11 protein-coding genes are annotated in these 13,442 nt (G+C 55.2%); 4 read left to right on the top strand and 7 right to left on the bottom strand.

Features of this window, described 5'->3' with window-relative positions:
• Positions 1–82 precede the first annotated feature (82 nt).
• Complete coding sequence (locus tag QNJ86_RS07480; RefSeq protein WP_283831979.1) at positions 83–1,687, top strand: PucR family transcriptional regulator; 1,605 nt, start codon at positions 83–85, stop codon at positions 1,685–1,687.
• A 28-nt stretch (positions 1,688–1,715) separates the two neighbouring features.
• Here the strand turns inward: QNJ86_RS07480 and QNJ86_RS07475 are convergent, their stop codons facing one another.
• The 3 genes from QNJ86_RS07475 to QNJ86_RS07465 all read right to left on the bottom strand — a co-directional run bounded on the left by QNJ86_RS07475 (position 1,716) and on the right by QNJ86_RS07465 (position 4,985).
• Positions 1,716–2,141 (bottom strand): FKBP-type peptidyl-prolyl cis-trans isomerase, encoded by a 426-nt coding sequence (locus QNJ86_RS07475; RefSeq protein WP_283831978.1) that lies wholly within the window; start codon positions 2,139–2,141, stop codon positions 1,716–1,718.
• Positions 2,142–2,213: 72 nt separating this feature from the next.
• Positions 2,214–2,576 carry a 4Fe-4S dicluster domain-containing protein gene (locus QNJ86_RS07470; RefSeq protein ID WP_283831977.1) on the bottom strand — a complete coding sequence of 121 codons (363 nt, stop codon included), beginning with the start codon at positions 2,574–2,576 and terminating at the stop codon, positions 2,214–2,216.
• A complete protein-coding gene (locus QNJ86_RS07465) occupies positions 2,577–4,985 on the bottom strand; it encodes a molybdopterin-dependent oxidoreductase (RefSeq protein ID WP_283831976.1) in 2,409 nt (802 codons plus the stop codon).
• A gap of 238 nt (positions 4,986–5,223) precedes the next feature.
• Here QNJ86_RS07465 and QNJ86_RS07460 point away from each other — a divergent pair, with 238 nt between their 5' ends.
• Positions 5,224–7,509, top strand: coding sequence for a molybdopterin-containing oxidoreductase family protein (locus QNJ86_RS07460; protein WP_283831975.1), 2,286 nt, complete (start codon positions 5,224–5,226; stop codon positions 7,507–7,509).
• 15 nt (positions 7,510–7,524) lie between these two features.
• A complete protein-coding gene (locus QNJ86_RS07455; RefSeq protein WP_283831974.1) occupies positions 7,525–7,860 on the top strand; it encodes an oxidoreductase in 336 nt (111 codons plus the stop codon).
• 153 nt (positions 7,861–8,013) lie between these two features.
• Here QNJ86_RS07455 and QNJ86_RS07450 read toward each other — a convergent pair whose 3' ends face one another.
• The 3 genes from QNJ86_RS07450 to QNJ86_RS07440 all read right to left on the bottom strand — a co-directional run bounded on the left by QNJ86_RS07450 (position 8,014) and on the right by QNJ86_RS07440 (position 11,982).
• Positions 8,014–9,240, bottom strand: a complete 1,227-nt coding sequence (locus tag QNJ86_RS07450) for an MFS transporter (RefSeq protein ID WP_283831973.1) — start codon at positions 9,238–9,240, stop codon at positions 8,014–8,016.
• Positions 9,241–9,343: 103 nt separating this feature from the next.
• Positions 9,344–9,682 (bottom strand): 4Fe-4S dicluster domain-containing protein, encoded by a 339-nt coding sequence (locus QNJ86_RS07445; protein WP_283831972.1) that lies wholly within the window; start codon positions 9,680–9,682, stop codon positions 9,344–9,346.
• 11 nt (positions 9,683–9,693) lie between these two features.
• Complete coding sequence (locus QNJ86_RS07440; protein WP_283831971.1) at positions 9,694–11,982, bottom strand: molybdopterin-dependent oxidoreductase; 2,289 nt, start codon at positions 11,980–11,982, stop codon at positions 9,694–9,696.
• Between the two features lie 223 nt (positions 11,983–12,205).
• Between QNJ86_RS07440 and QNJ86_RS07435 the strand changes: the two genes are divergently transcribed.
• Positions 12,206–12,871 (top strand): TetR/AcrR family transcriptional regulator, encoded by a 666-nt coding sequence (locus QNJ86_RS07435; protein WP_283831970.1) that lies wholly within the window; start codon positions 12,206–12,208, stop codon positions 12,869–12,871.
• 27 nt (positions 12,872–12,898) lie between these two features.
• Here QNJ86_RS07435 and QNJ86_RS07430 read toward each other — a convergent pair whose 3' ends face one another.
• Positions 12,899–13,255: a 4Fe-4S dicluster domain-containing protein gene (locus QNJ86_RS07430; RefSeq protein ID WP_283831969.1), complete on the bottom strand. Its 357-nt coding sequence runs from the start codon at positions 13,253–13,255 to the stop codon at positions 12,899–12,901.
• Between the last annotated feature and the right edge of the window lie 187 nt (positions 13,256–13,442).

The following is a 13,442-nucleotide window of genomic DNA, read 5'->3' as shown; positions in this document are numbered from 1 at the left end:
ATTCCCAAAATGGAAGAGAGGCGAGCATGCCTACCTCGATGGTAAAATAGCAGCATCAACAAAACCTCTCCGAAGGCGTGCCATGAAATTGAGTCTTCAAACCATCGAGCACGAACTGGGCGAAGCAGTCGCAGGTTCCAGCATATGCTCAAATGCATGCGAGCCAACCCTTGACTATCCAGCACTATTTGGTGCCGGCGAACCCCGTCTCTCAGAACATATCGTCTATGTAACTAACCACCAAGATCTCGAAAACGCTAAAGACAAAATTAAGCGACAACTGAGCCGCAACCCGCACCTCGCGCTCACCTTCGTGTGTCGTGGCGTGCCTCCTGCATACTGCCTCGAAGCAAAGAACTGCGATATTGTGTGGGTCAATGCGGAGTACCAGGAGAGCAAAACCTTTAACGCTGTCCAAGAGGCATTCCAACGTCTCAACGCTTGGGAACGCGAACTCGGTATGATTGTTGAGCGAGGCGGCGAGCTTCCCGATCTCGTAAACGCAAGCCTCAAGATCTTCAAAAACGATCTGTGCATTACCGACCCGTTCAGCCGCGTTCTTGCCTACCGCGTGTACCGCAATGAACGCTTTACGCGCGAACAAACCGATCTCATCACAGAGGGCGAGTATCTTCCCACAAGCATGATGTTCGATGGCGTAGAAGACGAGCAAGGCGGCGAAAACTTTGCGTCTCACGTTCCTACGTTTTCCACGATGCACGCGTTTCACTGCACCGTGCTACGTTCAACTATTACACTGTCACCCGAATATGCTGTTGTCCTTTCCGTCCATCCTAACTACCAGCCCGTCGGTGAGCATGACTGCGCACCCATGCTCACGCTTGCTGCTGCTATCGAGCGGCTGTTTCGTGCGAATAGTGCCACGGGGAGCAGTCAGCCGTTCATCAATGCCCATTCCTCGTTAAAAGCGCTTATCCAGGGGAAACAGGTGTCCGATGCCGATCTTATTCAAAGCGCCATCGCGCAAGGGTGGAGCCAAGACGCCGACGAGTATCGCTGTCTGTGCATCGATTTTGCGTCATCCCTGCAAATTCAAGACTGCTGTTTCATGCGCCCCTATGCCGCCGTATGCAGTCGCCTCCAGGCGACGTTCGATTGCTTGGCATTCGTTGCAGAGAACCGCATTATCGCCGTGGTGAACTGCTCGCGCATGAATATACCTCACGAGCAGTTCTTTACCAACTTTAGGCACTTCGCCAAGGAGCACCACCTCATCGCAGGTGCAAGTGCACCGTACTACGGACTACGCAGTTTGCGAGACAGCTACCGACAGGCATTTGCAGCCTTGCGGCAAGGCTATGCCGCAAACGATGACCAGCTTATTCTATTCACCGATCATGCACTCAACATTGGTATGAACTTCATCATGAAGGAAATGAATCCTGAGCGTTTCTGCCCACGACCACTCATCGAACTCGCGCAGCAAAACCAGGACCTATACCTTGCTCTGAAAACATACCTCGTATCAGGTTGCAACTCCAGCGAGGCAAGCAAGCACCTTAACTTGCAACGCAGTAGCTTCGTTTACCGGCTCGAAAAAGCCAAAAAGATACTGGCACTCGATCTGGACAACCCAGATGTCAGACTCTTACTGCTTATTTCGTTCAAACTTGTTGACCTTTACGGCCTCTCCAACATGGAGTTTCTGGCTCCAGCAGAGCGCTAAACCCGAAGCTAAAATCTATACAGCTACGTCAGCCCAACTCATCCAGCAGTTCGATCTGATACGTAAGATCCTGACCTGCGAGAGGATGATTAAAATCGATGCGCGCCACTCCCGCTTCGATATCCAGCACCTTGGCAGGAATGCGTATACCCACCTCCGTCACGAAGTAGAACAACTTGCCCACACGTACGTCTTTCGCATTCGGAAGTGCATACAAGGGAGCACATTCCACTTTATCTTCGCACCATACGCCGAATGCGTTACACGCTGGTACCGTGACAGATTTTGTCTCCCCCACCTTCATGGACGCAACCGCTTCGTCAAAGCCATGAATTACCTTTCCCGAACCCACGGTGAACTCAAGAGGTTCCAAACCTTCAGTGCTATCGAACACCGTGCCGTCTGCGCATGTTCCCACGTAGTGCACTCGTACGGTCGTGCCGTAAGCAACCATGATGAACTCCTTCGTAAAAGGGAAAAGGACCCCTCGCTAGGCCCTTTTCCGCAGACTAAGATGCAATCATTTTTATGACCGCAGCGTACCGGCCTTGGGCACAAAGAGGACGTATTTTGTTGTGCCGTCTATATCGTGCACAAGTTCGTCCACTGAACCAAAACGCATAGCCAGGCTCTGACAGTGCTTCACGCACAACGGCTTCTTGCCTTTCGTCGTGCGCTCTCCACAGAGATTGCACTGGTCGGTGGGTACAGGTACAAAATCGTACTGGTAGTCATCTCCGCCAATGTGCCAGGGACCCACCTTCTGAATTTTGATACCCCAGCGGTCTGGTGGCAAATTGTGCTCCATCTGACACGACACCTCACACGAGTGGCAGCCAGTGCAGAATTCATAGTTGATCAGAAGACCGAAGACCTTGTCGTTTGCCATTTACACCAGCTCCTCGTTCATCGCGAAACGCTCCACGATATAGTCCATGTCGGTGTCGCCGACAATTTCCTCCGGCTCGCATTTGTACACGCGACACATATGCGACTTGCAATTGTTGCCAAAACCGCTCTCTCCACATCCCGCTTCCACAATGACGTTTGGATTGGAAAGATACGTGTCATAGCATCCGGCTCCATCGTCCTCCGGGTCACGCTCGGGAAACCACCACGCGTGGTCGAGCGAAATGGTGGACGGGTCCAGAACCGGCGACACGTTTGCCTTCATCTGCACACGACCCAGATGGTTCTCGATCCAGCACCAGTCGCCGTGACGCACGCCGTACGCCTCAGCCGTCGCCGGTGCGATTTCGAACTCGGGGTTGGGATGCAGTGCGCGCAGGTGGGGAATCTGGCGATGCTCGGAGTGGAACGAGGCCCATTGGCGCGCGCCTGTGGTCATGATAAGCGGGTACTTCGCCAGATACTCGCCCTTGTCAAAGCGCGCGGGCACCTGGTTGGGGCTGTAGGGCGGCTCGGCAAAGTGGGGCACCGGGCGTTGACCCCACTGGCCGAACAGCGTGGAGTACAACTCAATGCGGCCCGTGGGTGTGTTGAAGCCGAGCTTGCCGTCGGGGCGCTGCTCACCCGTGCGGAACTTCTCGTAGTGATACTCGGGGTAGATCCAGTTCTCGGCGCGCGCCTCCTCGAACGTCATACCGGTTTCCTTCATCGTGAAGGTGAAGAACTCTTCCAGCGTCTCGCCTGGCCACATGTCCGCGTTCCACTGGCGTCCGAGTTCCCAGCATATTTCCATGTCCGACTTACTTTCGCCAAGCGCTTCACACGCCTTGTTTGTGGTCTGAACGTGGTAGTAGATGGAGCGAATGCCGTTGCGCTCGGGGTAGAGGCACACGGGCAAAAACACGTCACAACACGCTTGCGCCGTAGGTGTCATGAATGGATCCACCATGACGTTGAATTCCGCGTTCAGGTAGGCCTGCTCCATGCGCGTGTTCGGCTCCTGAGCCGTGCACGACAGCGGGTTCGTGGACTGTATCCAATTCGCGCGTATCTTGTACGGGCGGTTCGACAGCATTTGATCAACCGTCATGTCAGCCTGCGTCAGTACCACACCCGAATATTTGAGCGCCGGAAAATCCTCGCCGCCGATGCGCTGCTTCTGCTCTTCGAGCGTGAGACACTCGGCTGGATCGGGCGGGTTCCACGTCTGAATGTTGAATGGTTGGTGCACTGTCACCATGCCGCCCGGGATGTCAATTTGTCCGGTGATAGACCACAGGTCGATGACGGCAGCCGAGCCAGCGAGGCACTCCATGGTCATGTCGAGTGCAAGTCCCCATTGTACTGCCGTAGGCTTCTCGGCCATCATACGCGCGGCGCAGGCGATCTTCTCCGCAGGAATCCAGGTGACCTCGCTCGCGCGCTCGAGCGTCCATTCACGCGTTGCCTCGTAGTACTCCTCGAAACCGTAGCACCAGCCCTCCACGAATTCATGATCGTAGAGATCCTCTTCGACGATGTATTTGCCCATAGCCAGCGCGAGCGCGGCATCGGTGCCGCAACGAATCTGCAGCCACAGGTCGGCGCGGGCAGCAAGCCACGTGAGCTTCGGATCCACCACCACGAGCTTGCTGCCGCGCTTCATGCAGTCGACGATCCAGTGGCCCAGGTTGCCATCGGCATTAGACACGAGCGGGTTGTTACCCCAAATGAATATGTTCTTGGGCGGCACCCAGCCCTCATGATCGTAGCGGTCGTGGTGGTTCTGCGAGCAATCGGGCACGGTGTAGGTACCCATGAGCACGTTGGAGGCGCCCACGCGCGGCACATAGCAGCTGTTGCCCGACAGCATGTAGGCGTACTGCACGGAACCGAACGCGTACTGCAGCCGTGTCATATAAGGTGCCGTGCCGCGACCGGTTCCCAGGTGGAACACGACGGCTTTCGCGCCCGATTCGGCCTTGATGGTGTCGAACTTCTCCTTGATCAGCGCGTACGCCTCGTCCCACGAGATGCGTTCCCACTTGTCAGCCTTGCCGCGGTCGCGCGGATCGCGCTTCATCGGGTGCAGGACGCGGTCGGGATGGTACACCGCCTCCTTAAGAGCGATGCAGCGGGCACACAGGCGCCCTTGGTAGTAGGGACTCTCTTCGTCGCCTTCCACCTTCACGAACCGGCCCGTCTCTTTATCCGTGTACACAATGACGCCGCAGCCGTCATGACAACCTGGAGCCGCCCACGCTCCGGTGCGGGTTGCAACCAGGCCATCTTCTTCCCACTGCCACGGCAGATCACCGCCTGTATATTTCACCGGGGGTTCGCGGAAGAAATCAGGCCGCACCTCATTGGTTCCGCCCTGCTCGACTTCCATATCGATGCGTTTCACCATACTCGCTCCTCTCGTTTACCGAACTGGCCGCAGAATACGGGCAAAAAAGTAAGTTTGTAAGTGCCGTCCTCCTTTATTCAGCGTGCTCAAAGCTTCACGAGAAGGCGCGGCTGAAGGCTGGGAAACTTACCTGCCGGCTCGTACCATCGAAGCGCCGAATCATCGGCAAGCTCTGCCAAACCCGTACCGAGATAGCGGTAGTGGGTCGCAGAAGGAAACCTGAGGAGAGGAGTGCGTTATGGCGTTTCATTTCAAAGATCATCCAACGCCGAAGAAGACCGTGCTCGATGATGGCACAGAAGTTGTGCGCACGTGCGCGTGGTCGCCACCGGGCTGTCACGCCGTAGGCTGCGGAGTCAAGCTCTTTGTAAAGGATGGTGAGCTTGTCAAAGTAGAGGGTGACCCGGATCACCAGCTCACACAAGGAAGGCTGTGTCCACGGTGCCTCGCGCTAAAAGAGGCAGTGTATCACCCCGACCGCATTTTATATCCCATGAAGCGCGCCCGCGAGGACCGCGGCCTCGACAAATGGGAGCGCATCAGCTGGGACGAAGCCACCGACCTCATTGTATCCAGGACAGAGGAGATTCGCGCAAAATACGGCTCCGAAGCCATCTGTGTGTACATGGGCACGGGGCGTGAGGCCGTACGCTACGGATTCACGCTGTCGTCCAAGGTGCTACGCACGCCAAACAACTGTTACGCGCAATCGGGCTGGTCATGCATGGGACCTCGGCAAACAGCCATGACCATGATGCTTGGGAGCGCTTACATTGAGCTTGATTACGGCGGCGGCTACGTAGACGTATGGAACAACCCGGAGTTCGTTGTACCCGACTACGTATTCTGCCTCGGCAAGGAGCCGCTCAAATCAAACCCTGACGGTTTGTGGGGCCATGCACTTATCGAGCTCATGAAACGCGGGAGCAAACTTATTATGGTTGATCCGCGTTTGAACTGGCTCGCCACGCGCGCAGACCAGGTACTGCAGGTAATACCCGGAACGGACGCCGCGCTCGTATTAGCCATCTTGAACGTACTGGTAAACGAAGATCTCATTGATCATGACTTTATCGAAAAGTGGTGCTATGGCTTTGATGAGTTGGCCGAACGCGTGCAAGAATATTCGCCCGAGTTCGCCGCCACAACGTGCGGCATCACAGCGGAGGAGATCTACGCGTGCGCCCGCAAGCTGGGCTTTGACGGCGTGCATCGCTGGAGCCTGCTCATGGGCGTGGCCGTGGACCAGAACCCCAACGGCTGCCAGGTGACGCAGGGCCTCATCGCCATAGCCGCTATCACGGGCAACCTCGACGTACCCGGCGGTACCGTCGTGGGCGTACAAATGCAGTTCGAAATGACCGGAGCCACCGACTTCATGAGTGAGGAACTCAAGAACAAGTGCATTGGCTGGGACGTCTACCCCATCGTGAAGGTGCTGCTGAACACCACGCATCCCGACATCACGCTGGAGGCGCTTGAGACGGGACGCCCCTACGAGCTGAAAATGGCCTGGATCGACTCCACGAACCTCTTGTCCCCCACCTGCTCCGCCCAGCCGAAGCGCTGGCACGACGCGCTCATGAAGATGGAGTTCACCGTGGCCAAGGAGATGTTCATGACGCCCACCGTCATGGCCCTTGCCGATGTCGTGCTGCCCTTGGCCACGTGGGCCGAGCACGATGGCATCGTTATGACGAACCAGGGATGCCAAATGGGTATTGCCGGAGCCATAAACAAAGGTCTTCAAGTGGGCGAATGTAAGTCCGACTTGGAAATGCTTATCCACTTCGGCAACGCATTCTACGAGCATGCTTATCACGAGGAATACCCCTTCAAAACGGTGGAAGAGTATCTGACCGATGACGTAGGCAAGATGGACATGACGTGGGAGGAGCTGTCCGAGAAGGTGGTGGCCACGAACGACATCGGCGGTTACCGCAAGCACGAACGTGGGCTCATCCGCGCCGACGGACAACCCGGCTTCCAAACGGCCACCGGCCGCGTGGAACTGTGGTCCACCGGCTACCAGGCGCTCGGCGACGACCCGCTGCCGTACTACTTCCCCCCGAAGCTCGGCGCCGAGGAGCGGCCCGACTTGGCTAAGGAGTATCCGCTTATGTGCACCACAGGCGCGCGCTACTACGCGTCGTTCCACTCCGAGCACCGGCAAATTCCCAGCCTGCGCCAGCTGACGCCCGACCCGTACCTCGAAATTCACCCGGAAACGGCCGCGGAGCTGGACATCAAGGACGGCGACGAAGTAACCATAGAGAACCCGTGGGGCGAGGCGCACGAAATAGCCAAGGTGACGCCCGTTGTCCGCAAGGACGTGGTTGCCGCCGCACACGGCTGGTGGTACCCCGAAGAGGATGGCGAGGAGCCGAACCTGTTCGGCGTGTGGAAATCCAACGTAAACAGTCTCGTACCGCACCGCGTGCTGGGCAAGATGGGCTTTGGAGCCCCCTACAAGCAGCTTCCGGTCAAAGTGTACCGAACCCCGAGCGAAGCCTGCGTGCTTTAGAAAAGGAGTCCGCTCATGCAAAAGTTAGGGCTGATGATAGATTACGAGTACTGTACAGGCTGCCAAAGCTGCGAGCTTGCTTGCAAAAACGAGCATGGCTTCCCTTTGGACAAGTGGGGCATCAAGATGATGGAGTTTGGCCCCTTCGAGATGGACGAGGGCAAACTGGAATGGAACTATCTGCCTTTCCCCACAAGCTACTGCGATATGTGTACCGATCGCATAGCGGCAGGCGGCATTCCTTCCTGTGCGCTGCACTGTCTGGCAAATGTTATCGAATGGGGGCCTATCGAAGAGCTTTCCCGTAAACTTGAAGAAAAGGGTTCTAAAGCGGTGATCTTCCTTCCGTAAGTACCCTCACAAAAGAGCACCTTCTCAGGGCCCCTTGCAACAGCCAAGGGGCCTTTTTTAACCTTGCAAATTAACCCAAATAGAGCAAACGGAGCAGAGGCATAACACCTCTGCTCCGTTTTCTGAACTCCCCTTACGTGCTAGAGAACACTACTATTCAGAGACTACTTCTTCCTGCTTCATGGCATTCGCCTTTTTCGCAACGTAGAGCAGACCTAGCAACACTACAACTCCTACAACAATGTCGAAGATCCACACGGAGCTCATAATGGCGTCGGCGCCTGCCACCGTAGAGACAAGTTGATCAATGGGTGACGCGAGAAAGCCGCCGCCGTTCTGGAACACGTAGCTAAAGCCCATAACCGTACCAACAATGGCAGGTGCCACAAAGGTGGACAGCAGCATAGGGACGCCCACCGTCATGGTGTTCGTACCAAAGCCGGCAAGCACGATAGCCACGTAGAACAACGCAACATTGCCTGTCACATGAGCGATATACCACAACACGTAACCGACGATACCCACAATCCAAAATGCTGGAATAGCATAGGCCTTGAGAAACTTATACGCAGGTCCAAATAACACGGCAGAAGCGATAGCTCCCACAGAGAACAACGAAAAGATAGTGCCAATAACAGCTGGGTTGTCCACCACTGCACCGATGGTTGCGCCACCAAGGTTGAACAGCGACTGGCTCATAATGATGCCGCCCAAGAACAGTACAAGCAGTACCCAACCGGACACAGGCAGCTTAATTTTAACCTTCTCACCTTTTGCATCGGTAGCGGGAACAGCCGGAACGTTTTTAGGCGTAAGCAAGAAGATGCAGAGCACGAAGGGCAAAAGTGAAAACAAGTAGATACCCCACGCAAGGTTCCACGAGATGGCACCTAAGATGCCAGCTACATTCGTTGTCACGATCATACCCACGTTGAACACCACCGATGCGATACTCATCATGGTGGCGCGGACCGATTCCTTCTGGAACATGAGCGAAATAACACCCAGAACAACAGGCATAAAGCAGCCAAGCCCCAAACCGAGGATAGCGCGCGTCACAAGGATTCCCTCCCAAGGCAGCGCCGCACCCAAAAAGGTAGGTAGACCCCCCACAAACACGAGTGCAGTAGCTAGCAGCGCGCAGATGCGATAACTCAACTTACGACCAGCCACAAGACCAATGACGAACGCTGCAGGAATTTCAAGCAAGTTGGTAATGGACACCATATAAGAGATAGCATTTGCATCAACACCATAGGTGCTCATGAGACCAGTGGACGCTACATTTACCGCGCTGTGCGTCGGTGCAATAAAGTACATACACATCAGCGCAACAAACACGCCTATTTGTCCACCTGATATCCTCGTTTTATCTGACATAATTTCCCCTTTCAATGGATGCCTCTACAGTGGTGCGCACATCGGGAGCATACGTATAAAAAAGTAAGTTTTGAACACTGGGTGAAACGGATTCAACAGGGGGTTATGGGATAAAGATGGAAGCCATCTTACCCTTGTCGGCCATGCGAGCAGCAAGTTCGTCCAAGGACCCAAACTCAAGCGCCTGAGCTAAGCAGTGATGCACGCAACTGGGCTTTTTACCTGCGGCTATACGATCAACACACAAGTCGCAAAGCGATGTCGGCACGGGCACGAAGCGGTACTCCCACCGTTTAGTATCGGGAAGTTTCCAGGGACCCAGCTCAAGCACCTTGATACCCCACTGCCCGAGTGGAAGATCGTGCTCGTTTTTACATGCCACCTCGCAGGAATGACATCCGGTACAGTATTCATTATCGATGAATAGGCCAAAGCTCGTCATAATTCTCCTCCTCATTCAGTGCGATAGATCTTGCAAGGCATACTTTTGTAGTGGGTTCCAAATCCCAAGGGGCCATTTTCCTCATGTGGGATAAGTTGGTTTACATTCATTTCGAACACATCAAACAGGTTTTCTGGGTCAGCTTCGGGCAGCCACCACCCATGATCGCAACTCACGACGTTTTCCTTCACAATGGGTGTAAGGTGAGCCATCATCCTCGCCCGTCCCAAGTGGTTCTCCACCCAGACATACGAGCCTTCAGCAATGCCGTACCCCGCAGCGGTAGCGGGATGAATATCTACAGTCGGCTGAGGATGAATTTCACGTAATGTGGCAATTTGCCTGTTCTCTGAGTGAAACGACGTAAAGCGACGTGCTCCGGTCGTGAGCGTGAGCGGGTACTCCTCGGCCAGGTCGGGGCGCGATACGGCACTAAACTTGGGCTCTAAGTAGTAGGGCAGCGGGTCGTCGCCAAGGTTCTGCAGCACGGTGGAGTACAACTCTATGCGACCCGTAGGCGTGTTGAAGCCGGGCTGCCCGTCAGCACGCAAAAGCCCCTTCTCGTATTTGCGGTATTCTATTTCGTACTGACCAATGACATGCTCGCACAGATCGTCGTATGTGGCATCCACACCACGCATTTTCCCCAGCTGACTGTCGATGAAGTCAGTTGCTGACGCCCAGCCTGGCTTTTCACTATCCGGATACAAACGGCGATGTAATTCGAGCATAATTTCCAAGTCGGCGCGACATTCACCTGCCGGCTCAAGCACTGGCACGATAGCACCCATCTGCCCAGGTTGCGAGGCATTGTTGTTGGACACATAGCCCTGCTTTTCAAAGAATGTCGCCGCTGGCAACACGAGGTCCGCCAAGCCCATGATGGTGGGCGTCATGAATAGATCAGCCACAGCTATGAAGTCGATTTTACGCATGGCTTCATACCAGCGCTGAGGCTGCGGCACCATGCAGGAGAGCGTGTTGTGCCCAAATGCGTATGCAAAGTGGATGCCGTAGGGTACGTTTGTCTCCAGCACATCGAGCGTTGCGTCGGGGTGCGTCGTGTTCACAATGGCGCTCATGGCCGGGTAGCGGTCGTGCCCGAGCGGCTCCACGCCGACATTGCCGAACTTGGCCAGCCCCTCGGGCTCCCCCACCCCGTCGGCTACGGGTGCGTTCTCTGCCATGCCGGCGAAAATGGGCGGCAGGCCCATGAAGCAGCCGCCCGGAACATCCATGCTGCCGCAGATGGCAAACAGCGAGAGCAGCGCATGGCCGATCTGCAACGTGTTCGGGTTCTGGTCGACCGCCAGCCCCATGGAAAGCGCTGAGGGAACTTGGCTCACGCAGCGAGCAGCTGTACGAATGTCGTCGGCATCAACCTCACAGATCTTCGCCACACGATCCACCGGGTATTCCTGCACGCGTTCAGCCAGCTCATAGAAGCCGTAGCACCACTGTTCCACAAAGCCATGGTCATAGAGATCCTCCTCAATGACCACGTTCAGTAGCCCGAGAGCAAGCGCACCATCCGTACCAGGACGCAGCTGCAGATGCACTTCTGCACGCGTCGCCAGCCAATTCACACGAGGGTCAACCACCACCAGTTTCATCCCACGCTTCATCATCTCCACAAGAGAGTGCCCAAACAGACCATCCGGATTAGAACGCAAAGGGTCACGTCCCCACACAAGAAGGTATCGTGGGCATTCCCAACGTGGATCGTCGTAGCGGTCAGGAAACCCGATGGCGTTGTCGGCCTCGATATAGGAGCTACCCATAGTCCACAACATGGCCGCCATGCGCGGCACGATGCAGGACCACCCGCTGTTGGGATGTACAGCATTCACGGTGCCGAACACATCGTTGGCCATCTGAAAGTGAATCTGACTTGCCTCACGCCCCGTACCACACCACACACTCACCGCACCAATGCCATAGCCTTCTACGGTCTTGCGATACTGAGCAATGATGGTCTCAAGCGCCTCATCCCAGCTGATGCGCTCCCAGCGGTTGCGCCCACGATCCTCCCGGGCGCGCTTCATCGGGTAGAGCAGGCGGTCTTTGTGGTAGTAGTACTCCTTAGCCGTCAAACAGCGCACACACAGGCGGCCCTTGCTTATGGGATGCTCCTCGTCGCCCTCCACTTTCACCAGCTGCCCGTCCTTTACGTGCACCTTAAGCCCACAGCCCAGGTTGTGACACCCGATACCTGCCGAGCACGTCCGATACACGCGCGTGCCATCCTCAAGCACTGTTATAGCCGGCGAAGCGTGCTCGCTAAAATGCAATGTCGGCATGATGTCCTCCTTATCGTTGCTTTTCCCCAACCGCCTGGGGCAGAAACACCATCAGATACCGATTTCACTCAGCCCGATACGTCCCTGCCGCCTCGGCACGAAGGCTAACAAGAAAAAAGTAAGTTTCATCTCGTGAAGGAAATGCTCCCCCCGCACCGACTTGGCACATCAGACGGTTCTCGTTAGAATGGCTCCCAGGTGCATCTAAAGAAACGAGGCGGTTATGCCGAGTCGACAAGAGAACAAGCAGGCGATGGAACAGCGGCTCTACGATGCCGCCATCAGTTTGTTTTGCGAGTTGGGTTACCAAAAAACCACGCTTACCGACATCGCCGCAGAGGCAGAGGTATCCACACGTACCCTCTACAAGTACTTCCCCACCAAAGAGTCTATTCTGCGAAAATTCGGCAAGGAAAATATTCTTGCGCTCAAGGCCTTCGCTGGCAGATTGCCTTCCGACATGCCACTCAAAGAACAGGTTCTCCAAACCATGGTGCAAGACTTCAAGCTGATGTTTGGGCTGTTTGATGTCAGCTATATCCTACATTCCGCGCGCGACGAGTCCGGTATGTTCGCGCGCTTCGAATTAGAAAACATTCTCACGAGCGAATCGATCTACTGCAATCTCTTCAAGCAAGAGCAACTGCGTGCAGGCATAGAGCCCAATGAAATGGTGGCTCTATGCGCATCCATTGTCATGGGACTCTACCGCCACTGCAACGACTTGTACCGGTTCAGGAAAAAGGGTACCTTTGATGAGAGTGATTTACGCGCGTTTTATGCCACTCACATTGATGCGATCTGGGATTCCCTTCATCACACGCTGCTTGCAAAGTCAGCAAAAGGTATTCGAGGTATTGACAAGCATTTGTTTAGCTCCATGGACTAGTGCGACAGGGTAAGAACCAGCGCACCACTACCGTCCATCCGCACTCCTTGGCGTGAACAGCAACATCTTGGACTTACCGGTAAACAACTCCATTAACTCATCAACAAAGCCATAGGTAATAACACCATAGCGGCACCTTCGTACGCAAGCAGGACGGCCACCTTGGGTTACCCTCTCTTCGCATAAGTCGCACCAATCAGTAGGCAACGGAACGAAGTCATACTGCCACGATCCATCCCGCGTTTTCCACGGACCTAGCTTTGTAACCTTGATACCCAGTGCGTCGGGTCCAAGTCCATGCGCTTCCATGCACGTCGTTTCACACTCGGAACAGCCGAGGCAATACTCATAATCAATCAGCAAAGCTTTCTCCACGTCCATCATGCAACCCCCTTTTTGCTTCAAGTACGCATGTGACGAGAAGTCTCATTTTGTACTTCGTGCGCCGTATCGAGCACTTTGTTGTATTGATCTCGCAAGCAACCGTTCGCCTGGAGGAGGTGGTTGCGCGGCACCACAAACCGGACAGCAGCGCACTGTTGCACTTGGCAATTTCTCGTAACAAGCGATA

The sequence above is a fragment of the Gordonibacter faecis genome (genome assembly GCF_030077735.1).
Lineage (GTDB): Bacteria > Actinomycetota > Coriobacteriia > Coriobacteriales > Eggerthellaceae > Gordonibacter > Gordonibacter faecis.
This window is presented reverse-complemented; position numbering and strand designations above follow the sequence as displayed.